General features: G+C 73.6%; 21 protein-coding genes. 6 read left to right on the top strand and 15 right to left on the bottom strand.

What is annotated here, in order from left to right:
- The first annotated feature begins 14 nt into the window (after positions 1–14).
- On the top strand, positions 15–920 hold the full coding sequence (locus HDA33_RS11040) for an alpha/beta fold hydrolase (protein WP_184173239.1): 906 nt from the start codon (positions 15–17) through the stop codon (positions 918–920).
- A gap of 154 nt (positions 921–1,074) precedes the next feature.
- On the opposite strand, the gene adhP is transcribed toward HDA33_RS11040, so the two are convergent.
- The 4 genes from adhP to HDA33_RS11020 all read right to left on the bottom strand — a co-directional run bounded on the left by adhP (position 1,075) and on the right by HDA33_RS11020 (position 5,708).
- Positions 1,075–2,106, bottom strand: coding sequence for an alcohol dehydrogenase AdhP (gene adhP / locus HDA33_RS11035; RefSeq protein ID WP_184173237.1), 1,032 nt, complete (start codon positions 2,104–2,106; stop codon positions 1,075–1,077).
- A gap of 52 nt (positions 2,107–2,158) precedes the next feature.
- A complete protein-coding gene (exaC, locus tag HDA33_RS11030) occupies positions 2,159–3,682 on the bottom strand; it encodes an acetaldehyde dehydrogenase ExaC (RefSeq protein WP_184173235.1) in 1,524 nt (507 codons plus the stop codon).
- Positions 3,683–3,804: 122 nt separating this feature from the next.
- Positions 3,805–5,274, bottom strand: coding sequence for a helix-turn-helix domain-containing protein (locus HDA33_RS11025; RefSeq protein ID WP_184173233.1), 1,470 nt, complete (start codon positions 5,272–5,274; stop codon positions 3,805–3,807).
- The gene (locus HDA33_RS11020) at positions 5,271–5,708 is read right to left on the bottom strand and encodes a DUF779 domain-containing protein (RefSeq protein ID WP_115260443.1); all 438 of its coding nucleotides are present in this window, start codon (positions 5,706–5,708) and stop codon (positions 5,271–5,273) included. The genes HDA33_RS11025 and HDA33_RS11020 overlap by 4 nt, the downstream gene beginning before the upstream one ends.
- 131 nt (positions 5,709–5,839) lie before the next feature.
- Here HDA33_RS11020 and HDA33_RS11015 point away from each other — a divergent pair, with 131 nt between their 5' ends.
- Positions 5,840–6,400: a GNAT family N-acetyltransferase gene (locus tag HDA33_RS11015; protein WP_184173231.1), complete on the top strand. Its 561-nt coding sequence runs from the start codon at positions 5,840–5,842 to the stop codon at positions 6,398–6,400.
- 37 nt (positions 6,401–6,437) lie between these two features.
- Here the strand turns inward: HDA33_RS11015 and HDA33_RS11010 are convergent, their stop codons facing one another.
- The gene (locus HDA33_RS11010) at positions 6,438–8,093 is read right to left on the bottom strand and encodes a thiamine pyrophosphate-dependent enzyme (RefSeq protein WP_184173229.1); all 1,656 of its coding nucleotides are present in this window, start codon (positions 8,091–8,093) and stop codon (positions 6,438–6,440) included.
- Between the two features lie 266 nt (positions 8,094–8,359).
- Here HDA33_RS11010 and HDA33_RS11005 point away from each other — a divergent pair, with 266 nt between their 5' ends.
- Positions 8,360–9,139: a CGNR zinc finger domain-containing protein gene (locus tag HDA33_RS11005; RefSeq protein ID WP_184173227.1), complete on the top strand. Its 780-nt coding sequence runs from the start codon at positions 8,360–8,362 to the stop codon at positions 9,137–9,139.
- A 96-nt stretch (positions 9,140–9,235) separates the two neighbouring features.
- Positions 9,236–10,219, top strand: a complete 984-nt coding sequence (locus HDA33_RS11000; protein ID WP_184173225.1) for an L-lactate dehydrogenase — start codon at positions 9,236–9,238, stop codon at positions 10,217–10,219.
- A 10-nt stretch (positions 10,220–10,229) separates the two neighbouring features.
- Here the strand turns inward: HDA33_RS11000 and HDA33_RS10995 are convergent, their stop codons facing one another.
- The 4 genes from HDA33_RS10995 to HDA33_RS10980 form a co-directional block, all read right to left on the bottom strand.
- Complete coding sequence (locus tag HDA33_RS10995) at positions 10,230–10,631, bottom strand: hypothetical protein (RefSeq protein ID WP_184173223.1); 402 nt, start codon at positions 10,629–10,631, stop codon at positions 10,230–10,232.
- Positions 10,632–10,748: 117 nt separating this feature from the next.
- Positions 10,749–11,330 (bottom strand): hypothetical protein, encoded by a 582-nt coding sequence (locus tag HDA33_RS10990; protein ID WP_184173221.1) that lies wholly within the window; start codon positions 11,328–11,330, stop codon positions 10,749–10,751.
- A gap of 95 nt (positions 11,331–11,425) precedes the next feature.
- Entirely contained in the window at positions 11,426–12,838 is a 1,413-nt protein-coding gene (locus HDA33_RS10985; RefSeq protein WP_115260437.1) for an MATE family efflux transporter, read from the bottom strand.
- A 1-nt stretch (position 12,839) separates the two neighbouring features.
- Entirely contained in the window at positions 12,840–13,829 is a 990-nt protein-coding gene (locus HDA33_RS10980; RefSeq protein WP_205805637.1) for a CPBP family intramembrane glutamic endopeptidase, read from the bottom strand.
- A 143-nt stretch (positions 13,830–13,972) separates the two neighbouring features.
- Between HDA33_RS10980 and HDA33_RS10975 the strand changes: the two genes are divergently transcribed.
- Together HDA33_RS10975 and HDA33_RS10970 are read left to right on the top strand one after the other, a co-directional pair.
- Positions 13,973–14,386 carry a VOC family protein gene (locus HDA33_RS10975; protein WP_158493875.1) on the top strand — a complete coding sequence of 138 codons (414 nt, stop codon included), beginning with the start codon at positions 13,973–13,975 and terminating at the stop codon, positions 14,384–14,386.
- 130 nt (positions 14,387–14,516) lie between these two features.
- Positions 14,517–15,071, top strand: a complete 555-nt coding sequence (locus HDA33_RS10970) for a hypothetical protein (protein ID WP_184173220.1) — start codon at positions 14,517–14,519, stop codon at positions 15,069–15,071.
- 12 nt (positions 15,072–15,083) lie between these two features.
- Here the strand turns inward: HDA33_RS10970 and HDA33_RS10965 are convergent, their stop codons facing one another.
- The 6 genes from HDA33_RS10965 to HDA33_RS10940 form a co-directional block, all read right to left on the bottom strand.
- A complete protein-coding gene (locus HDA33_RS10965; RefSeq protein ID WP_184173218.1) occupies positions 15,084–16,604 on the bottom strand; it encodes a SulP family inorganic anion transporter in 1,521 nt (506 codons plus the stop codon).
- A gap of 58 nt (positions 16,605–16,662) precedes the next feature.
- Positions 16,663–17,289, bottom strand: coding sequence for a hypothetical protein (locus tag HDA33_RS10960; RefSeq protein WP_184173216.1), 627 nt, complete (start codon positions 17,287–17,289; stop codon positions 16,663–16,665).
- A gap of 324 nt (positions 17,290–17,613) precedes the next feature.
- Complete coding sequence (locus HDA33_RS10955) at positions 17,614–18,708, bottom strand: ADOP family protein (RefSeq protein WP_184173214.1); 1,095 nt, start codon at positions 18,706–18,708, stop codon at positions 17,614–17,616.
- Positions 18,709–18,724: 16 nt separating this feature from the next.
- Positions 18,725–19,369 carry an ABC transporter ATP-binding protein gene (locus HDA33_RS10950; protein WP_158493872.1) on the bottom strand — a complete coding sequence of 215 codons (645 nt, stop codon included), beginning with the start codon at positions 19,367–19,369 and terminating at the stop codon, positions 18,725–18,727.
- The gene (locus HDA33_RS10945) at positions 19,366–20,421 is read right to left on the bottom strand and encodes a hypothetical protein (RefSeq protein WP_135030878.1); all 1,056 of its coding nucleotides are present in this window, start codon (positions 20,419–20,421) and stop codon (positions 19,366–19,368) included. The genes HDA33_RS10950 and HDA33_RS10945 overlap by 4 nt, the downstream gene beginning before the upstream one ends.
- Complete coding sequence (locus tag HDA33_RS10940; protein WP_158493871.1) at positions 20,418–21,146, bottom strand: hypothetical protein; 729 nt, start codon at positions 21,144–21,146, stop codon at positions 20,418–20,420. Before HDA33_RS10940 ends, HDA33_RS10945 begins: the two co-directional genes overlap by 4 nt.
- Positions 21,147–21,483 lie beyond the last annotated feature (337 nt).

Here is a 21,483-nt window from a genome sequence, read left to right as displayed (position 1 = left end):
CCTAGGGTGGCGGCGTGACACAGACCACCTCCACCCCCGTGCGCCTCCGCGCTCCCGACGGCTTCGTCCTCGCGGCCCGCCACTTCACCCCCACGACGACGACGCCCCCGGCTTCGCCTGCGGGCACCGTGGTGATCGCCTCGGCGACCGGGGTGAAGGCCACGTACTACCGGCGCTACGCCGAGTTCCTCGCCGGCCACGGATTCCACGCGGTCACGTTCGACTACCGGGGCGTCGGGGAGTCCCGAGAGCCGTTCGCCGTGGCCCGGCGGGCGCGCTGGGCGGACTGGGGCGCCCTCGACGCGGACGCCGTGCTCGGCTGGGCCCGGACGCACCTGCCCGGCCCCCTCCTGACGGTGGGCCACAGCTACGGCGGGTTCGGCATCGGGCTCGCAGACAAGGCGCGTCACGTGGCCCGGCACGTGGCCGTCGGCGGTCAGCACGCCCACTGGCGGGACTACCGGGCGCGGCCGGGGCGCGTGCGGATGTGGGCGCGGTGGCATGCGGCGATGCCGGCGATCACGCTGGCCCGCGGGCACTTCCCGGGGCGGCGGCTCGGCTGGCTCGAGGACCTGCCGCGCGGGGTCGCCCTGGACTGGGCGCGCAGTCGCCGCGACTTCACCGCGAGCGCCCGCACCGCCGCCGGCCGGGACGAGCTGCGCCGTCGTCTGGCCGCGTTCACGGCGGACGCGCTGATCGTGGCGCCCGTGGACGACGACTTCGGCACCGACGCCGCCCTCGACCGCGCGGACTCCTACTCGCCGGGTCGGCGGACGGTGCGCTGGCGGGTGCGGCCGGAGGAGCTCGGTGTGGCGGAGATCGGGCACTTCGGGCTGTTCCACGCGCGGTTCGCGCCGACCTTCTGGCCGGCCGCGCTGGAGTGGCTGCGCGACGGCGTCGTCCCGGCCGCGGCCCGCTGAGGACCGGGTGTCGGGCGCGCTGCCGCCCGCCCCGTCCCCGCGACGACGACGGCGGCCGCCCCGACCCGGATCTCCGGGCGGGACGACCGCCGTCGCACTGGTGCGCGTGATGTGTCGATACTACCCCGCGCCCAGCCGACGCCCAGGCGACACGTCAGTCCTGCATCGCGTAGTCAATGACGACGCGGCCCTCGATCTTGCCGTGGCGCATCTCCTCGAACACGTCGTTGATCTCGGTGAGCGGACGGGTGTGGAACGTCGGGTGGATCTTCCCGGCCGCGTAGAACTCGAGTGCCTCGACCATGTCCTGCCGGGTGCCCACGATCGAACCGCGGATGGTCAGGCCCTTGAGGACGATGTCGAAGATCGGCGCGGGGAAGTCGCCCGGGGGCAGACCGTTGAACACGATGGTGCCGCCGCGGCGGGTCATCGCGATGGCCTGGCCGAACGCCTGCGGGTGCACGGCCGTGACGAGCACGCCGTGGGCGCCGCCGATCTTCTCCTGGATCTCCACGGAGGGGTCCGCGACGTTCGCGTTCACGGTCAGCTCCGCGCCGTGCCGGGAGGCGAGCGCCAGCTTGTCGTCCGCGACGTCCACGGCCACCACGCGCATGCCCATCGCCACGGCGTACTGCACCGCGATGTGCCCCAGGCCGCCGATGCCGGAGATCACGACCCACTGCCCGGGCCGCACCTCGGTCTGCTTCAGCCCCTTGTACACCGTGACGCCGGCGCACAGGATCGGGCCGACCTCCATCGGGTCCGCGCCCTCGGGGATCAGGGGCGCGTAGCGGGCGTCCACGAGCATGTACTCGCCGAAGGATCCGTTCATGGAGTAGCCGCCGTTGACCTGCTCCTCGCACAGGGTCTCCCACCCGGTGCGGCAGTACTGGCAGTGGCCGCACGCGCCCCACAGCCACGCGTTGCCGACCATGTCCCCGACCTTGAGGTTCTCGACGTCGGGTCCGACCTCCTCGACGATGCCCACGCCCTCGTGGCCCGGGATGAACGGCGGGGTCGGCTTCACCGGCCAGTCGCCCTCCATCGCGTGCAGGTCCGTGTGACAGACGCCCGAGGAGATGAGCTTCACGAGCGCTTGATGCTGGCCGGGCGTCGGACGCTCGACCTCCTTGACGTCGGTCTCTTTGCCGAACTGGGTGACGACGGCTGCCTTCATCGTGGTCATGGGGGATCACCTTTCGTGGAGTGGGGAGGGGGCGTGCAGTACCGGCGTCGGCTCAGAAGAACCCGAGCTTGTCCTCGGAGTAGGAGACGAGCAGGTTCTTGGTCTGCTGGTAGTGGTCGAGCATCATCAGGTGGTTCTCACGGCCGATGCCGGAGGACTTGTACCCGCCGAACGCGGCGTGGGCCGGGTAGGCGTGGTAGTTGTTCACCCACACGCGGCCGGCCTGGATCGCCCGGCCCGCGCGGTAGGCGGTGTTGCCGTTCCGGGACCACACGCCGGCGCCGAGCCCGTAGAGCGTGTCGTTGGCGATCCGCATGGCGTCGTCGAAGTCGGTGAACGTGGTCGTCGAGACCACCGGCCCGAAGATCTCCTCCTGGAAGATGCGCATCGAGTTGTCCCCGCGGAAGATCGTGGGCTGCACGTAGTAGCCGCCGGCCAGCTCGCCCTCCATCTCGGCGCGGGCGCCGCCGATGAGCACCTCGGCACCCTCCTGACGGCCGATGTCCAGGTAGGACGTGATCTTCTCGAGCTGGTCGTTGGAGGCCTGGGCGCCCATCATCACGTCCGTGTCGAGGGGGTTGCCGGTGACGATGCGCGAGGTCCGCTCCACGACGGCGTCGAGGAACTTCTCCGCGATCGACTCCTGCACGAGCGCACGCGACGGGCACGTGCAGACCTCGCCCTGGTTCAGCGCGAACAGGGTGAAGCCCTCCTGCGCCTTGTCCCAGTAGGCGTCGTCGTTCGCCATGACGTCCTCGAAGAAGACGTTGGGCGACTTGCCGCCCAGCTCCAGGGTCACCGGGATGATGTTCTCCGAGGCGTACTGCATGATCAGCCGGCCCGTCGTCGTCTCGCCCGTGAACGCGATCTTGCGGATGCGCGGCGACTGCGCGAGCGGCTTGCCGGCCTCGAGGCCGAAGCCGTTGACCACGTTGACGACGCCGGCCGGCAGCAGGTCCGCGATCAGCTCGATGAACACCATGATCGAGGCCGGGGTCTGCTCGGCGGGCTTGATCACGACGGCGTTGCCCGCGGCCAGCGCGGGCGCCAGCTTCCACACCCCCATCAGCAGCGGGAAGTTCCAGGGGATGATCTGGCCGACCACGCCGAGCGGCTCGTGGAAGTGGTAGGCGACGGTGTCCTCGTCCACCTGGGACAGGCCGCCCTCCTGCGCGCGGATCGCGCCGGCGAAGTACCGGAAGTGGTCGATGGCCAGCGGGACGTCCGCGTTGAGGGTCTCCCGGACGGCCTTGCCGTTGTCCCAGGTCTCCGCGACCGCCAGCATCTCGAGGTTCTCCTCCATGCGGTCCGCGATGCGGTGCAGCACGAGCGCCCGCTCGGCCGCCGAGGTGGCGCCCCAGGCCGGGGCGGCCTTCCAGGCGGCGTCGAGGGCGACGTCGATGTCCTCGGCCGTGCCGCGGGCGACCTCGCAGAACACCTTGCCCGTCACGGGCGTGACGTTCTCGAAGTACTGACCCTTGACCGGGGGCGTCCACTCACCGCCGATGAAGTGCTCGTAGCGGGACTTGAACTCGACCTTGGCCCCCTCGGTGCCCGGGAATGCGTAGACGGTCATGGTGCTGGCTCCTTTGCCTGCGGTTGCCTCGACGCCGGGTGGCGCCCTGCCGTGGCTGTGACCCTAGTCACAAGGAGGTTGCACGAAGGTTGCAGTCGGGCGCGGAAGAGGGGCGGGCCGGGTCAGGCCAGGTCCCGCTCGATCCGCTCGAGCGTGGCCACGGCGAGCGCGCGCCGCGGCGAGTCCGCCGGCAGCAGACGCAGGGCGGCACCCCAGAGCTCGACGTCGTCGCGGGCCTCAGGGCGGCCCAGGTAGGCCCAGAGCTGCTCGACATCCGCGTCCTGGGCGACGGCCTCGCGCAGCGCCTCCCCCAGCTCCGCCCGGATCGAGGCGACACCGGGGGACACCGACCGCGGCAGCACCGGCCCGGCCGCCGCGTGCAGCGCACGGTCCAGGTCCCCGGCGCGCAGCGCCTCCCGCGCGCACAGCAAGTCCGCGTGCACCTCCCCCACGAGCCGGTACGGTCGGGACAGCAGCTCCACCGGCGCCCCCGCGTCCTGCAGTGCCCGGCGGAGTCGATGCACCTCGGCGCGCAGCGAGATGGCACGGGCGGGGGCGTCGCCCGGCGCGGGCCGGTGCCCGGCGGTCTCCTCCGGATACAGCGCGACCTCGAGCTCGGCGCCGGTCAGGCCCGGGCCGTGCCACGCGAGGAGGGTGAGGATCTCGGCGTGCCGGCCGGTGAGCTCGACCCCGTCCAGCGTGGGCGGCAGATGGCCGGTGACGCGCAGCAGGCCCGCGGCGGCGTCATGGCGGTGCGGCGCGGCGGCGGGGCTCGGCCCCGGCGAGACGGACGGCGGAGCCGCGGGGCCCGGCGTCGGGGCGGTGCCGCGGGGACGGCCCCGGGACGGGGCGGGCAGGTCCCGCCAGGCGGCGTGCACGGCGTCCACGGTGGCCTGGAGCAGCGGCAGGGCGAGGTGGCTGACGGCATCCTCGCCGCCCGTGAGGTCCAGGACCCCGACGAGCCGCCCGGTGGCCGGGTCCGTGAGCGGGACGGCCGAACAGCTCCACGGGTGCACGCGCGGGCTCAGGTGCTCGCCGCCGCTGACCTGCGTGGGGGCGCCGGTCGCGAGGACGATGCCGGGGGCGGACGTGCCCATGGACGCCTCGGACCAGTCGGCGCCGGCCACGAAGCCCATGGTCTCGGCGTGGCGCACCGCGGTCCGGTCGCCCTCGACCCACAGCAGGTGGCCGCGCGCGTTGCCGATCGCGGCGAGCATCCCCGCCTCGGCCGCGGGGTGGATGAGCATGCGGCGGACCACCGGCAGGGCCACGGCGAGACGCTGCTCGCGGCGGGCGGCGGCGAGGTCGTCGTCGGCGAGGGTGGCCGGGTCGGTCTGGCCGGGCACCGCGGGCGCGGTCGCGGCCGCCCCGGCGTCGAGGGCCGACCCCGCGGGAGTGAGGGCGCCGAGGGAGCGCAGCCAGGACTCGCGGACCTCCCGCCGCAGCCCCTGGAGGGCGGCGCGCAGGCCCTGGTCCGCGCCGGTCGGAGCGGTGGGCGACGACGGCGCGAGTGACAGGCGGACCGAGTCGAGGGACTCGTGGGCCCGGTCCACGGCGCGTCGGTAGGCGCCGGTGGCGAGGGTCGAGCTCATCCCGAGCCGGCCATCAACCGCGAACGGATCAGGAACCGCTTGCCCTCGGGCGCCTCGACGGAGAAGCCCGAGCCGCGCCCGTCCACCACGTCCAGGGTGAGGTGAGTGTGCTTCCAGTACTCGAACTGGGCGGCGGACATCCAGAACGGGATCTCCACGGCGTCCTGGTCCCCCTCGGCCGGCAGCGCGAAGGTGCCCAGCAGGACGTCGGCGGCGCCGGTCGTGAAGTCGCCGGCGGGATAGCACATGGGCGCGGAGCCGTCGCAGCAGCCGCCGGACTGGTGGAACATGAGCGGGCCATGGATCGGGAGGAGTCGGCGGATCAGCTCGAGCGCCGCGGGCGTCATGGCGACGCGGGACACGGTCTCGCCCGGCAGCTCGGGGCGAGCCTCGAGCGCGGGCGCGTGCTCCGCCGACGAGGACGGCACGGTCATCGCGGCCTCCTGGGGATGGGCGATCGTCGGTCCCCTCACCCTAGCCCCCAACGTGACCCACGTCACCCCAGCTGGCGCCGGCGGGCGGCTCACACGGCCGCGCCCGGCGTCCACCCTCGTACACTCGGCACATGCTCCCCGACCCCAGCCCCACCGTCACCGTGGACGGCCTCCTGCTGCGCCCACTGCGCACCGCGGACGAGATCGCGGCGCGCGAGGCGGACGCGGAGCTGCACCGGGAGGGGTTCGACTTCCTGATGGCCGGCACCCGCTCCTTCCCCGCGACCCTCCGCGCGCTCGCCGCCGACGCGCGTGGCGACGTCGAACCCGGCCGCGTGCCCGCGTCCTTCTACGTGGGCGTGGACGAGGCAGGCGAGCTGGTGGGCCGGGTGTCCGTGCGGTGGGAGCTGAACGAGGCGCTGCGGCACGTCAACGGGCACGTGGGCTACGCGGTGCGCCCCGCGTTCCGGCGGCGGGGGCACGCCGTGCGCCTGCTGCGCGGCGCGCTGACGCTGCTGGCCGCGCGCGGGGTGCCCGCCGCCCTGCTCACGTGCGACGAGACGAACACCGCCTCCGTGGCCACGATCCGCGCGTGCGGGGGCGTGCTGCGGGACCGGGTCGAGACGGGCCTCGACGGTGCGCCCTTCCCCGAACCGAAGCTGCGCTTCGACGTTCCCACGACGGCGGCCTGAGCGGAGGGGCGGCGCGGACCGCGCCGCGCCGCCGGCCTCAGTAGGCCTTGACGCGCTGCTCCACGATCAAGTGGATGAGGGCGAACCGGCCCTCCTCCTGGACGGCCTTGAGCGCGGCGTCGACGGCGGCGGGCACATCCGCGTCCTTCTCCACGCGGATGCCGAGGCCGCCGAACGCCTCGGCCATGCCTGCGAAGTCGGGGTTCTTCAGCTGGGTGCCGGAGACGCGCTCGGGGTACTCGCGCTCCTGGTGGGTGCGGATGGTGCCGTACTCCTGGTTGTCCATGACGATCACCAGGGGCGTCGCGCCGTACTGGGCGGCGGTGGCCAGCTCCTGGCCGTTCATGAGGAACTCGCCGTCGCCTGCGATGGTCACCACGGTGCGGTCCGGGAAGTTCAGCGAGGCGGCCACGGCGCCGGGCACCGAGTAGCCCATGGAGCCGTTGCGCGCGGAGATCATGGCGCGGTAGCCCTCGGTGGGGAAGTAGCGGTGCGCCCAGTTGGTGTGCTCGCCGGCGCCGAGGGAGATCATCGAGTCCTTGGGCAGCTTCGGCATGAGGTTCGCCATGAGGGTGGCCATCTTGGCCTGGCCCTCGGAGGGCTCGGCCGGCGGCAGCGCCGCGAACTTCTCCTGCTCGCCGCGCATGCGGGAGGTCCACTCCTCCCACTCGGGCTTGACGTCCAGGTCCATGCGGACGAGGTCGCGCACGAACACGTCCGGCTTGGCCACGATCTGGTGGGAGACGGGGCCGGAGCGGCCGCGCAGCGAGGGGTCGATGGTGACGAGGAAGTTCTTCTTGTCCCAGTTCTGGCGGATCTTGAAGCCGTTCGTCACGACGTCGCCCGGCACGGTGCCGATGAAGACGATCAGGTCGGTCTCCTCGAGCAGGTCGTAGGTGGGCTTGGGGCGGCCGTAGCCGATGGGGCCCACGTAGGACGGGGAGGAGAACGGCACGGTGCCCTCGGTGCGCCACTCGGCGGCGGCGGGGATCTTGTGGTCCTCGAGCCACTGGGTGAGCTGCTGGGCGCCCTCGTCCGTCCAGTCGTTGCCGCCGGTGATGAACAGCGGCTTCTTGGACTCCTTGAGCGCGGAGTGCAGCGACTTCCAGTCCTCCACGGTCATGCCGCCGGTGGCCACGGGGATCACCGGGTGCAGGGTCGCGTCGATCTGCTCGCGGATCACGTCCTCCGGCAGGCCGACGACGACGGGCCCGGGGCGGCCGGAGGTGGCGGCGAACATGGCCTCGGCCACGATCTCGGAGGCGCGGTCGGCGTGGTCGAGGACCATGACGCGCTTGGCGCCGGTGCCGAACCAGGCGTGCGGGTCGAACTCCTGGAACGCCTCCTTCTCGCGGTGCTCGAAGGGGATCAGTCCCACGAACAGCACGAGGGCGGTGGAGTCCTGCCACGCGGTGTGCAGACCCACGTGGGCGTTGGCGGCGCCGGGGCCGCGGGTCACCATGGCGATGCCGGGGACCTCGTTCATCTTGCCGTCGGCCTCGGCCATGTAGGTGGCGCCGCCCTCGTGGCGGCAGACCACGTTCTCGATCTGGGAGTCGTGCAGGCCATCGAGGACGTCCAGGTAGGACTCGCCGGGGACGGAGTAGATGCGTCGGACGCCGTGGGACTCGAGCGTCTTGACGATCACGTGTCCGGCGGAGAGGCGGCCGCCCGCCTCGGTGGTCTGCGACATGGTGGCTCCTGTGCTGGTGTCGGGGGCCCCACCGGCCCCGGGTGTGCCCGCGCGAGACGCCGTGGGCATGCTGTGCGCCAGGCTACTGGACCTGTCAGCGCTCGTCGCGGAGTTCGGTCCCGCTGTGAAGCCAGGTGACCTGGGGGGCTCGCCGGCCGACGGGATGCGTGACGCGGCGGGCGTCGCAGTGCGCGGTGACGGGGGCGTCTGAGGCGGGCGGCCTGAGGCCGGTGACGCCGGGCCGGGCCCCGCCGTACGCTGGCGCCATGCTCTCGCCCCGCACGCTCGCCCGCCTGTCCTCCGTCGCCGCGTTCCTGAACACCGCGCCGGGTCCGCGCGGCGGCCAGGAGGAGCCGGAGCGGTTCACCGCCGCCACGCAGCTGCCCGCGCTGGTGCCGGAGCTGCAGGAGGGCGAGGTCCGCCTGCGCCTGGCCGCCGCCGCGGCCGTCCGGGCCCGCGAGCTGCGCGAGCGCCTCACCCGGGTGTGGGCGCTGGCCGCCACGGACGAGCCCGCCGCCGTGGACGCCGTCAACGAGCTGCTGGCCGAGGCCGGCCCGCTGCGGCTGACGGCCGGGGGCGACGTCGTCGGGCTGGCCCCGGCGCAGGTCCCCGCCGACGCGGTGGAGCGGCTGGCCGCGATGGCCGCCCTCGCGCTAGCGGAGACCGCGATGGACGGCGAGCTGGCCCGCCTGCGCGTGTGCGAGGGCGAGGACTGCGCGAACGCGCTCGTGGACGCGAGCCGGAACCGGTCCAAGCGCTTCTGCGACGAGGCCAACTGCGCCAACCGCACCCACGTGCGCTCCTACCGGGCACGCTTGGCCGAGGCGGCGGAGGCCGCGCCCGCGACGGATCCGGCCGGGCCGGAGGAGGCGGAGGCGCCGGAGGCCGTCGTGGACTCCGAGGCGCCCGCCGACGAACCCCTCCAGGAGACCGAGAAGGAGAAGAAGGAGCGCAGGAAGGCGCAGAAGAAGGCCCGCAAGAAGGCGGCGAAGAAGGCCGGCAAGAAGAAGTCGGACAAGAAGAAGTCGGACAAGAAGAAGGACTGACCCGGCCCTGCCCGCAGGTGACCCGGCGCTGAACATCGGGGGACGGGGCGGCCTCGGGGTTCCGTCGGCCGCCCGGACACCCCTAGTCTGCGAGGCATGAGCGAGCACACCCCCGTCGCCCCCGCGTCCCTCGGACCCGCCCACCGCAAGGTCGGCGTCGTGGGGGCCGGCGGCGTCGGCACCGCGATCTGCTACGCGGCGCTGATTCGCGGCGTCGCCCGCGAGGTCGCCCTCTACGACATCGACGAGCCCAAGGTCCGCGCCGAGGTCCTCGATCTGGCCCACGGCACCCCGTTCACCTCTGCGTCCGCGATGACCGGCGGCGCGGACCCGGACGTCCTGGCCGGCTGCGAGGTCGTGGTGATCACGGCCGGCGCCAAGCAGAGGCCGGGGCAGACCCGCCTCGACCTCGGCGCGCACAACGTGGAGATCCTGCGCGGCCTGCTGCCCCAGGTTCAGGCGCACGCGCCGGACGCGCTGATCGTGCTCGTCACCAATCCCGTGGACGTCCTCACGCTGGTGGCCCAGCGCCTCACCGGTCTGCCTGCCGGCCGAGTGATCGGCTCGGGCACTCTCCTGGACACGTCCCGCCTGCGGTGGCTGCTGGCGTCGCGGGCGCAGGTCCACGCGTCGTCGGTGCACGCGGCCATCCTCGGCGAGCACGGGGACACGGAGTTCCCCGCGTGGAGCTCGGCGCGCATCGGCCCGACGCCCATCCTGGAGTGGCCGACGCCGGCCGCCCCGCTGTTCACCCGCGCCGACCTGGACGAGGTGGCGGACACCGTGGTGCATGCCGCGTACGAGGTGATCCGGGGCAAGGGTGCCACCACGTACGCGGTCGGCGTGGCCACGACCCGCCTGCTCGAGGCGATCCTGCGGGACCAGCACGCCATTCTGCCGGTCTCCACCGTGCTCGACGGCGTCCACGGGCTCTCCGACGTCGCCCTGTCCATGCCGTCCGTGGTGGGGCGCGACGGCGTCACCCGCGTGATCCAGCCCGAGCTGGACGCCGCGGAGATGCGGGCGCTGCACTCCTCGGCGGACGCGCTGCGGCGGGAGGCACGCAGCCTCGGGTTCTGAGGCACCGGCCTCAGGCGCGCGGGGCGTCGCCTCCGGTGCCGCCCTGCTCGCGGCGCTCCCGGGCGGCCTGGGCGCGGCGCTCGGCGGCGGCCTTCTGGAACGTCTCCTCGGAGGAGCGGTTGATGCCCGAGCCGGCGGAGAGGTGGTCCGGGTTCTCGCGGGCGGCGAGCTGGAGCATGGCCACCACCACGAGCGAGGTCATGAAGAAGACGCCGAACGCGATGAGCGCGATGTCGATGCGCAGCGGGTTCTGGGTGCCGCCGGAGGCGGTGATGCCGGCGACCACGCCGCCGATCACGCCCAGGACGGCGGAGAACACGAGCGGGCCCTTGACCGTGGTGCGCAGGCCGCCGCGTGCCGGGCGGCCGGTTCCGGCGCGATCGGCGGACGGGCGGGGGGACGGTGCGCTCACGGCGTGACTCCTGACGGCTGGGGGCGGCTCGGGTGGCGTGGTCCGCGGCGGCGCGGCTGCTGGCGAGACGGCGCGGTGGACCGGATCCAGTCTACGTGCTGGCGTCGGCGGGTCGACTCAGAGCCCCTTGGCGGTGCCGCGGTCGCGGCGCACCTCGTGGTGGAAGCCGAGGCCGGAGACGAGCAGCAGCACGCCGATGATGATGGCACCGCCGCCGGCGATGCCCAGCAGGGCGTGCGGGCCGAAGCCCTGCAGCGCGCCGAAGGCCACGCCGAGGCCGGAGAGCAGGCCCACGAGGCCGGTCCACAGCTGGTCCCGGGCGGGGATGAACTCGCGGCGGTGCCGGGCCCAGGCCACGAGCTCGGCGCCGCCGCCGAGCACCAGGGCCGCGGCGGCGGCGAGGCCCACGCCCGCCGGGGTGCCGAGGAACAGCAGCACGATCACACCGAGCATCCAGGCGGCGGCCGCCATGGACAGCGGGGAGCGCATGGCCACGGGGACCGGCTCGCGGCGCAGGTACTCCCACATGGCGGAGCCGGAGAACGCGAGGTAGAGCGCGAGCGACACCTTCATCCACGTCAGCCCGGGCGCGGCGACGAACACGGTGGTCAGGCCGAACGCCAGCGCCACCACGGCGCGGATCAGGATCGGCTTGAACACCACGGACGAGATCTCGAGGGGGGTCTGCACGGTAGCCACCGGCACAGTCTAGGAGAGGCGGCGGACGACGGCAGCGTTCGGCCCCGGCCGGCGGGCGCAGGGCCACGCGGGGCCCGGGCACGACGGCGGCCGGCTCAGTGGGCGCCGACGCGCATCCAGTCGTCGCGGCGGGCCCGCCAGCCCAGCGTGAGCGCCCGCATGCCCATGTAGACCCCCGCGAAGCCGAGCCAGAGCAGGCCCAGCTGCTCGCCGGCGTCGGGGACGTGCGCCGCGGGGTCCGACCAGTCCACGGTCCAGCCGAGTCCGCCGGCCGCGACCTGCGCGAGCACCCACAGCACCGGCGCATACACCGCGAGGTTCACGAGGCCGGCGAGGGCGAGGTAGCGGGCGTCGCCGGCGCCGATCAGCACGCCGTCCAGCACGAACACGTACCCGGCGATCGGCTGGCCCGCGGCGAGCACCCACAGCCCCACGGTGGCGGCGGCCTGCACCTGCGGGTCCGTGGTGAACAGGGCGGGCAGCCACGGGGCCGCGAGCGCCAGGAGCCCGCCGGTGACGACGCCGAAGCCCAGCCCCCAGCGCACCATCACGTCCGTGAGCCGGCGGGCGGTGGCGGGCCGGGACGCGCCGAGCTCGGCGCCGATCAGGGCCTGCGCGGCGATCGCGAGGGCGTCCAGGGCGAAGGCGAGCGTGGAGAACAGGGTGAACACGAGCTGGTGCGCGGCCAGGGTCATGTCCCCGGCCCCGGCCGCCGCCATCACGGTGATCAGGATGGCCGCCCGCAGGCTGGCCGTGCGCAGCAGCAGCCACGAACCCACCTGGGCGGTGGCGCGCATGCCGCTCGCCCGGGGCGCGAGCGAGGTCCCGGCGCGACGGAAGCGCGGGGCCAGCACCGCCAGGTAGGTGAGCAGCATCCCCCACTGCACCGCAGAGGTGCCGATCGCGGAGCCGGCCACGCCCAGGCCCGCCCCGTAGACGAGAGCGAAGTTCAGCCCGATGTTCACGGCGAACCCGGCGCCGGCCACCACGAGCGGGGTCACGGTGTCCTGCAGCCCGCGCAGCACGCCGGTGGCCGCGAGCACCGCCAGCAGGGCAGGGATGCCCGGCATGGACCAGCGCAGGTACGCCACCGCGTGCTCCTGCACCTCGCCCGTGGCACCGAGCGCCCCGGTCAGCCAGGGCGCGGCGATCCAGCCGAGCACCGCGAGCGCCGCGCCGAGCAGCAGGCCCAACCAGACGCCGTCGCGGCCGCGGTCCATGGCCGCCGCGTGGTCCCCGGCGCCGATCAGCCGGGCGACGGCCGGCGTGGTGGCGTAGGCCAGGAAGATCATCAGGCCGGTGGCCGTGTGCAGGACGGTGGTGCCGATCCCCACGCCGGCCAGCTCCGGCGTGCCCAGGCGTCCCACGATCGCGGTGTCCGCGAGCAGGAACAGCGGCTCGGCGAGGAGCGCGCCGAACGCGGGGACGGCGAGCGCGAGGATGCGCCGCGTGAGGGCGCGTCCGTCCTGCGGGGCGGGCGCGGCCGTCGATCCCTGGGGCTCCGCCACGTCAGCCGAGCAGGGCCAGCAGCGGGGACAGTGCGGCCGCGGGCGCGGTCGGCTCGGGCAGCACGTCCGGCAGCAGCGGTGCCACGAGGTAGAGCATGGCGATCGCGATGCCGTTGTTCACCATGTGCAGCAGCACCGCGTACCCGAACGAGCGGCCCATCAGGATGTACGTCACCGTGATCGCGATCGCGAGGGTGAGGTAGGGAACGGTCTCCACGAGGTCGAACTGCCCGCCCGTGCCGAGGAAGTGCAGCAGCGTGAACGCCAGCATCGAGACCACGGCGCACACCCACACGTTGACCCAGCGGGAGAGCTTGCCCACCAGCAGGTGCCGGAAGAGGTACTCCTCCACGAGCGGGGCGCCCACCACGGTCATGAGGATCATGAGCACGGGCGGGGCCTGCGCGCTCATCTCCTCGAGCGCGGCCTGGTTGGCGCTGGTCTGCGCCTCCCCGATGAGGCTCAGCACCAGCACGTTCACGAGGATGCAGGTGAACCAGACGGCGGGCAGCAGCAGGATCTTCCACCACGTGCCCGTGCGGAACACCCGCAGCGACGTCACGAGCGGCCGCCAGGCCACGATCAGCACGAGCGCCGTGAGGATCGCGTAGCTGACCATGTTCACCGTGAACCCGTCGCGGACCAGGTCAAACGCCGCGAGGTCCCCCGGCACCAGGCCCAGCAGCATGGCCAGCGGCAGGCCGAGGCCGAAGAGCATCAGCCCCGCGTAGGCCAGCACCACCACGGCGTCCCCCCAGTGGAAGCGCCCGGGCTCCCAGTCCGGCGCGGTGCGGGGGCCCGGGGTCCGCCCGGGCCAGCCCGCGGGCACGCCCTGTCCTGAGGGGCCGGCGGGCGCGGCGGCGGCAGTCACGGGAGCGCCCCGGCGGTCCGAGGGCCATCCCGACGGCGGCCAGCCGCCGGGCACCGGGCCGGCGGCCGGCGCCGGAGACGAGGGGGCGCCGTCGTGCGGGCCGGAGGGAGGAACGCTCATGGCGGCCACGCTACCAAGGGGGGCAGACACGCCAGGCCGCGGGCGCCGTCGTCGGGAGCGGCTCCGTGGCCCACCCCACGCCCGCGCGCCCGCGACACGCGCGCGGTGGCGGTGAGCCGAACGCCTCGTCTACGGTGCTCCCCATGGCCTTGTTCTCCCAGCCGGTGTTCATCAACCTCCCGACGACGGACACGGAGCGAATCCGCGAGTTCTGGACGTCCCTCGGCGCACAGGCGATAGAAGACTTCTCGGACGAGAACTCGGTGTGCATCGAGCTCACCGAGTCCACCTTCGCGATGTACCTCTCCCCCGGCTACTACACCGACTTCATCGGCGACCGCGAGATCGCCGACTGCATGACCACCAACTCCGCGCTCATGGCGCTGACCGTGGGCGACGCCGCGGCCGTGGACGCCCTGGCCGACCGCGCGATCGAGGCCGGCGCCGCCGAGGTGCCGCTGCCCGTGGACCTGCGCGAGGAGATGGTGGACTCCGGCATGCACTCCCGCGAGATCGTGGACCCGGACGGCCACCAGTGGGAGTTCGTCACCGCCTGACCGCGGCCCCCGGCACTTTCGTGCGGGAAACGGGAGCCTCCCCGGGCACTTTCGTGCGGGAAACGGGAGCCTCCAGGCGCCCCCGCTCACACCCGTGCTCGCGCACCCGCACTCCCGGCATACTGGCCGCATGGAACGGGACTCCACACACCCACGCGGCATCGCGCATCCGATGCACCCGGCCGTCCTCGGGGCGGTCGTCGGCATGGTCGGCGGCAGCCTGTTCATGCTGCTCAGCCGCCCCGAGCTGCCCTCCCCCTGGCCGACCGTCACGCTCGTCGCCTGGATCGCGCTGCTCGCTGCGGCGGCCTGGGCGGTCGTCCTCGCCCCGCGTCGCCTGCGCGACGTCGGCGCCCCCTCCCGCCACGCCGGCCCCATCTACGGGCTCAGCGTCCTGGGCATGGTCGCGCTGATCATCGCCTCGCCCCACCTGGTGCGGGCGCTGGGGATCGAGGCGGCCCAGCCGGCCGTCGTCGTGGTGGCGGTGGGGCTGCACTTCATCCCCTTCGCGTCCGCGTTCGGGGCGCGCGTGTTCGCGTGGCTGGGCGGGGCGCTCACGGGGATCGGACTGGCGGGGGTGATCGCGGCGGCGATCGTCGGTCCGCCGGCGGGCGCGGTGGCGGCGGTGCTGGCGGGCGCGGCCATGCTGGCCTTCCTCGCCGTCGACGCGCGGCGCGGCGCCTAAGGCGCCCGCCGCTTAGGCCCCCGTCCGCCCGGTGAGCCGCGCGTGCATGGCGGCGCTGGCCTCGTTCAGCCCCGTCACCTCGGCGACGATCCCGTGCTGCGCGTACTTCGCCACCACGGCGTCCAGCGCTGCCACCGTGGAGGCGTCCCACACGTGGGCCGCGCTCAGGTCGATCACGACGCGCGGCGGGTCCAGCGCGTACTCGAACTGCGAGTAGAGGTCGTTGGAGGAGGCGAAGAACAGCTCGCCGTGCACGCGGTAGACGGCCGTCGCGCCGTCGTCGTCCGTCACCACGCGCTCCACGCGCGCGAGCCGCGAGACGCGCTGCGCGAACAGGACCATGGCGGTGAGAACGCCGACGCCCACGCCGATCGCCAGGTTGTGGGTGACCACGGTGGCGAGCACGGTCAGGAGCATCACGGCCGTCTCGGAGCGGGGCATGGCGCGCAGGGTGGCGGGGCGGACGGAGTGCCAGTCGAAGGCGGCGCCGGCCACGAACACCATCACGCCCACGAGCGCGGCCATGGGGATCTGCCCCACGAGGTCCCCGAGCGCCACCACGAGCACCAGCAGGAACACGCCGGCCAGGAACGTGGAGAGCCGGGTGCGGGCGCCGTTGGCCTTCACGTTCATCATCGTCTGGCCCACCACGGCGCAGCCGCCCATGCCGCCGAACAGGCCCGAGACGATGTTCGCCACGCCCTGCCCCCAGGACTCGCGGGTCTTGTCCGAGCGGGTGTCCGTGACGTCGTCCACGAGCTTGGCCGTGAGCAGGGACTCGAGCAGCCCCACCACGGCCATGCCCACGCTGAACGGCAGGATCAGCCGCAGCGTCTCCCAGGTCAGCGGCACGTCCGGCAGGAACAGGACGGGCAGGGCGTCCGGCAGCTCGCCCCGGTCCCCCACGCGCGGGACGCTCCAGCCGGCGGCCATCACAAGGGCCGTCACCACGACGATCGCCACGAGCGTGGACGGCACCGCCGTGGTCAGGCGCGGCAGCAGCAGCACGATGCCCAGCGCGAGCGCGGTGAGCGGGTACACGAGCCACGGGACGCCGATCAGCTCCGGGAGCTGGGAGGTGAACACCAGGATGGCCAGGGCGTTCACGAAGCCCACCATCACCGAGCGCGGGATGAACCGCATGAGTCGGGCCACGCCGAGCAGCCCGAGCACCACCTGGATCAGCCCGCCGAGGATGATCGCCGCGATGAGGTGGTCCAGCCCGTGCGCGTGGGACAGCGGGGCGACCACCAGGGCGACGGCGCCCGTGGCCGCGGAGATCATGGCGGGCCGGCCGCCGACGATCGCCGTGGTCACCGCCATGGTGAAGGAGGCGAACAGGCCGACGCGCGGGTCCACGCCCGCGATGATCGAGAACGCGATGGCCTCCGGGATCAGCGCGAGCGCCACCACGACGGCGGCCAGCACCTCCGTGCCCAGCCATCGCGGGGTGCGCAGGGTGCGCAGCACCGACTGCCGCTCGCGGGGCGTGGCGGGCGGCGTCGTCGTGGTGGTGGCGGCGGGGGCGGGCATGCCTCGAGGGTAGCGGCGGCCCCGGACGCGGCAGGCGCGGACGACGCGGAGCGTGCACTCAGCCGAGCAGCTCCTCGATCAGCGAGGACTCCTCCCGATGGAGGCGCGCCACGAACGGCAGCAGCATGAGCACGCCGGACAGCGCACCGTCCCGTGTGGTGCCGGCGGCCTCGTGATCCACCTCGACGCGGGTCAGGGAGAACATCCCACCCGAGTGGAACCGGGCGACCCGCCGTGGCCGGCCGCCGTCCTCCCCCTGTGCCCGCACCTCCACGGAGCCGTCCCAGTCCGCGCGGGCCACCACGCGACGCCCCTGGACCGTCCCGTCGACGGCGAAGTAGAGCACGTTCTCGCCCCAGATCTCCTTGAGCTCGTCATGCACGGGCGCCGGTGGCTCCCCCTCGGCCGGTGCCATGACGTCCGGTCGATGCGTCACGGCATAGGTCGGGCGCAGCAGGCGGCCCACCGCGCTGCGCCACGTGGCCCGGCGGATCCCCACCGTGGTGGCGGCACCGCCGATCGACTCCCAGCGGAACGTGCCGGTGCGTTCGCAGCCCGCCAGCTCCCCACGGACCACCCGGCCGACGAGCTCGCCGTCGTCGCGATGCACCGCGACGGTCCGCATGCTGCGCCGGACGGTGTCCAGCGTCCCCTCCCGGAACCCGTACGTGCTGGTGCGCGTCATGGCCCTCCTCTCCGCCCGCCGCGGTCCGGCCGCATGAGGCGTGCGTCCCAGTGTTCCAGAATCCCCGCGTCCCGTGGGCAGGGCTTCGTGGGCAGGGCTTCGTGGGCAGGGTTCCGTGGGCAGGGTTCCGAGGGCAGAACCGGCGGCGATTCAGGTTCCGTGGGCGGAAGGAGTCACTCTTCTGCCCACGGAACCGGCTGACCCGCCCACGGAACCGGTTGCCCTGCCCACGGAACCCCGAGAGGCGACTCGGGCGGCATCGCCAGGGAGCACCCGCGCCGGCACCCACCCCCGCAGGCAACGGGCCACCCCCGCGCGCACCCGTCACGCCGTGCGCATCACCCGCACGGGGTCGCGGAACGCCGCGAAGGCCGCCGGGAGCAGGCTCGCCACCACGGCGGTCAGCGCGGCGAGCACGGCCACCCCCGCCACGAAGTCCAGCCCCAGCGCCCCGCCCTGCCCCACGACGACGGCGTAGCCCGTCCCCGCGCCCACCACCGCCCCGAGCACCGCCGGCGCGGCGGTGCGGACCGCCACGAGCAGCACGAGGTCCGCGCGGCCGATGCCGAGGGTGCGGCGGCGGCCGAGGTCGCGGCGGCGGATGAGGACGTCGGCGAGCACCACGATCGCCACGAAGAAGGCGCCCGCCCCGAGGATGAGCAGCAGCAGGGATCGGCCCAGTCCGGCCAGCTCCCCGGTGATCGTCTCGTTCCCGGCGGCCAGCGCCCGCGCGGTCTGCACCTGCGAGGAGCGAGGGTCGGGGTCGATCACGGCCAGGGCGGAGTCCTGCATGGCGCGGGTGCCGGCGGTGTCCGGGGCCAGGACGCGGACCTGCTGGACCACGAGGGAGGCCGGGGCGGCGGGCACGGCGAGCGCGTACCCGTCGAGGTCCTCGAACGGCGTGCGCGCCTCGAACGCGCCCACCACGGCCCACTGACGTCCGTCTCCGGACTCGAGCGCCCCGGAGGGCTGGGCCAGGCCCAGCTCGGCCAGCTTCGCCTCGGGCACCACCACCTCCCCGGGGCCCGGCAGGCGGCCGCGCGTGAGCTCGACGCCGCGGTCCAGGGTGCCCACCACGTGGGTCACCGCCACGCGCGTCCCGCCCGCACCGATCGCGGCGTTCACCGTGTCCACGGGCATGTCGCGGGCCAGGGCGGCCTCGGCGGCGTCGAGACCGGCGAGGGTGGTGACGGTGGCGCCGGTGAGGAAGCCGGTGCCGCCCGAGTCCGTGACGGTGAGCACGCGCGCCGCGGGCCCGGAGAGCTCCGCGGCGACGGCGGCCTCCGTGGCGGCCTGACGGCCCACCGTGGCGACGGCGGCGAAGCACATGGCGGCCACCACCAGCAGCACGAGAGCGGAGGGCACGGGCGAGGTGCGCGCGGCGGTGAGGGCCTCGCGCAGCAGGGTTCGCAGATTCATGGGCGGGCCTCGAGGGTCATAGCCGCACCACCTCGTCCGCCCGCGCGACGACGGCCGGGTCGTGCGTGGCCACCACCACGGTGCGCCCCTCGGCGGCCGTCTCGGCCAGTGCGTCGAGCACGAGGGAGGCGTTGTCCGGATCCAGGTTGCCCGTGGGCTCGTCGGCCAGCACCACCGCGGGAGTGTTCACGAGCGCCCGGCACACCGCCACGCGCTGGGCCTGGCCGCCCGAGACCTGGCCCGGCCGGTGCTCGGCCCGGTGTCCCAGGCCGAAGCGCTCCAGCAGCGCCCGGGCCCGCTCCTCCAGCACCCGACGCTCCAGCCCTGCGTACAGACCGGGCTCCACCACCGAGTCCAGGATGGGCCGGGACGGGTCCAGCTCGGCGTCCTGGAACACGAACCCCACGGACGTGGCCCGCAACCGCGCCCGGCGCCGGTCCGGCAGGGCGGAGGCCTCGACGTCGCCCAGGCGCACCACGCCCGCCGATGGCGTGAGCATAAGCCCCAGCACGTACAGCAGCGTGGACTTGCCGCGCCCGGACGGGCCGGTGAGCGCGGTGACGGCGCCAGGGGTGAAGCGGTGGGTCAGGCCGTCGAACAGCTCCTCCGCGCCGCGCGTGTACGCGAAGCGCAGGTCCGCCACGGACAGCTCCGCGTTCACGGCGCGCCGTTCAGCACGCGCACGGTCTCCCCGGCGTCCACGCCGTCCACCACGGCCAGGCCGTCCGCGGAGCCGCGGACGGTGACGGTGCGCTCTTCCTCGACGCCGTCCTGCACCACGGTGACCACGACGGCGCCGCCGGGCTGGGTGCGCAGCGCGGACACGGGGACCACGGGCCCGGTGACGGGCGGGACCACGTTGACCTTCGAGAGCAGGGAGGTGGAGGCCTCGGCTGGCAGGGAGTCGCAGTCCGCGCCGCACACCGCGCCGCCGTCGGGGGCGGTCAGGGGGATGCGGATCAGCCCTTGGTCGTCCGCGGTGGACTCGCCGGCCACGGCCTCCCACTCGTGCTCGCCGTGGGGCACGGTCACCGCGGTGCCGGCCGGGATCATGGCGGCCTGGTCCTGGTTGACCTCGATGGCGAACGTGGGCTCGTCGCCGGGGCGGGCGACGATGGTCTCGCCTCCCGCGAGCGCGCCGCCGACGGCCGTTGCCTTCGCGTCCACGCTGAGTGCGGCGGGGAGTGATTCCAGCACCACGAGCTGGCCCAGCTCCACGGTGCCCGCGGCCGGGTAGTCGCGCTCGGTGAGCCAGCCGTTCCAGGCGACAGCGGTGGCCTCGTCCCAGGTGCCGGTGACCTCCACCTTCGCCCCCGTGGCGGCGAGCATGCGCTGGAACGCGGCGACATCGCTGCCGGTGGCGCCCTCGTCGAGCGCCCGCCACTGGGGCAGCTCGCCCTGCACGGCGATCACGGGCTGCTGCGCGACGGCGTACAGCACGTCCCCGGCGGCCACCTCACCGGACTCCCCGGCCCGGGTGACGACGCCGGACAGCGCGTTCACGGCGGCCGGCGCCTGCTCGCGGGCCACGGACACGCCGAGGGTGATGACGCGGCCGAGCTCCTGCTCGGCGACGGTGACGACGGCGTCCTCGGACGGACGCTGATCGGCCTGGGCCGGAGGGGTGAGCGTGGCCCGGCCGGCCCAGAAGGCGAGGGCGGCGACGAGCACGAGCGTGAGGACGAGAGCGGCCCAGCGGGTGACCTTGCTCATTCGGAGTATCCGAAGAGCATCGAGTCCGGGGGCTGAACCGGACAGGCTTCCGAGACCTCGGCGGAGCGCGCGTCCGTGAGGCCCATGATGGAGTCTTGCACGGGCCACCAGCTGATCCGCTCCGGCGTGTTGAAGGCCGCCAGCCATGTTTCCTTCGAGGGCCGCTGGGATGTGTCCACGGTGATGCCATGGTCCTCAAGACACGGGATGGCGTACTGGTCCCAATAGTCGTAGAGCAGGCGCAACTGAGCGTCAGAGAACTCCTGGTCCAGGCTCGGATCGATGGGGAACAGGGCATCGCAGGTCCATGAGACCAGTTTCACGGCCGCCTCCTGCGAGGGCGGCGGAGTGTCATACGTCACCCCCACCATAACCTCGTTGTACGTGGCGGGAACCCCTCGCTCGGTCATGCACTGCGCGGACCATCTCGCCTGCTCTTGCCTGGAGGTGGCCCACCCGCGACGGGTGACGGCCGGGGGGTTCCTGATGCCCAAGAAGGCGGCGTTTCGTGCGAGCTGTGACTCATACCAGCGCTCCCGCTCGTCAGCCTCGGTCATCCGCCGCTCGATCTTCTCGGTGGGCGTCCAGGTCTCGGGATCCCACACCTTCTCTGTAGGGGAACCGGTCGCCGCGGCGCTCGTGGACGGAGCAGTGGTCGCACATCCAGACAGAGTCAGAACAGCGGTCACCGCCGCGGCGGTGACCGCTGCGAACTTCGTCTTCATCTTGGGCTCAACCTCAGTAGGGGTAATAGCAGTAGCCGTAGGTGCCCGACAGCAGAAGCGAGGTCGATGACCCCGTCCAGGTCTGCGTCATGCGGAGTCCGGAATCCTATCCATATTTGTATAGCCCAGGCTTCTTGGTGGTCTTTCCGCCGACGTTGTAATACATCGTGTCCGTATACCGCTGCTGCTCCACCTGCAGGCCGACATACCCGCCTCCGGCACTGCAGTCCTTCCTGCCAGTCTCTGACAACGCTTGCGCTGGCGCCGCTCCAGAGACCGCCAGCAATCCAGCGACAGCCACGCCAGCGCCTACCCTGCTGGCCCACTGCTTCACACC

This window comes from Micrococcus endophyticus, from assembly GCF_014205115.1.
Classification (GTDB): Bacteria; Actinomycetota; Actinomycetes; order Actinomycetales; family Micrococcaceae; genus Micrococcus; species Micrococcus endophyticus.
This window is presented reverse-complemented; position numbering and strand designations above follow the sequence as displayed.

Bases quoted from the DNA above. Each gene is read 5' to 3' on its own strand.
- HDA33_RS11005 (WP_184173227.1), top strand. From the start codon at position 8,360: ATGCTCTCGCCCCGCACGCTCGCCCGCCTGTCCTCCGTCGCCGCGTTC.
- HDA33_RS10975 (WP_158493875.1), top strand. From the start codon at position 13,973: ATGGCCTTGTTCTCCCAGCCGGTGTTCATCAACCTCCCGACGACGGAC.
- HDA33_RS11010 (WP_184173229.1), bottom strand. From the start codon at position 8,093: ATGTCGCAGACCACCGAGGCGGGCGGCCGCCTCTCCGCCGGACACGTG.
- HDA33_RS10980 (WP_205805637.1), bottom strand. From the start codon at position 13,829: ATGAGCGTTCCTCCCTCCGGCCCGCACGACGGCGCCCCCTCGTCTCCG.
- HDA33_RS10970 (WP_184173220.1), top strand. From the start codon at position 14,517: ATGGAACGGGACTCCACACACCCACGCGGCATCGCGCATCCGATGCAC.
- HDA33_RS11020 (WP_115260443.1), bottom strand. From the start codon at position 5,708: ATGACCGTGCCGTCCTCGTCGGCGGAGCACGCGCCCGCGCTCGAGGCT.
- exaC (WP_184173235.1), bottom strand. From the start codon at position 3,682: ATGACCGTCTACGCATTCCCGGGCACCGAGGGGGCCAAGGTCGAGTTC.
- HDA33_RS10965 (WP_184173218.1), bottom strand. From the start codon at position 16,604: ATGCCCGCCCCCGCCGCCACCACCACGACGACGCCGCCCGCCACGCCC.
- HDA33_RS10955 (WP_184173214.1), bottom strand. From the start codon at position 18,708: ATGAATCTGCGAACCCTGCTGCGCGAGGCCCTCACCGCCGCGCGCACC.
- HDA33_RS10940 (WP_158493871.1), bottom strand. From the start codon at position 21,146: ATGAAGACGAAGTTCGCAGCGGTCACCGCCGCGGCGGTGACCGCTGTT.
- adhP (WP_184173237.1), bottom strand. From the start codon at position 2,106: ATGACCACGATGAAGGCAGCCGTCGTCACCCAGTTCGGCAAAGAGACC.
- HDA33_RS10960 (WP_184173216.1), bottom strand. From the start codon at position 17,289: ATGACGCGCACCAGCACGTACGGGTTCCGGGAGGGGACGCTGGACACC.
- HDA33_RS11025 (WP_184173233.1), bottom strand. From the start codon at position 5,274: ATGAGCTCGACCCTCGCCACCGGCGCCTACCGACGCGCCGTGGACCGG.
- HDA33_RS11015 (WP_184173231.1), top strand. From the start codon at position 5,840: ATGCTCCCCGACCCCAGCCCCACCGTCACCGTGGACGGCCTCCTGCTG.
- HDA33_RS11000 (WP_184173225.1), top strand. From the start codon at position 9,236: ATGAGCGAGCACACCCCCGTCGCCCCCGCGTCCCTCGGACCCGCCCAC.
- HDA33_RS10945 (WP_135030878.1), bottom strand. From the start codon at position 20,421: ATGAGCAAGGTCACCCGCTGGGCCGCTCTCGTCCTCACGCTCGTGCTC.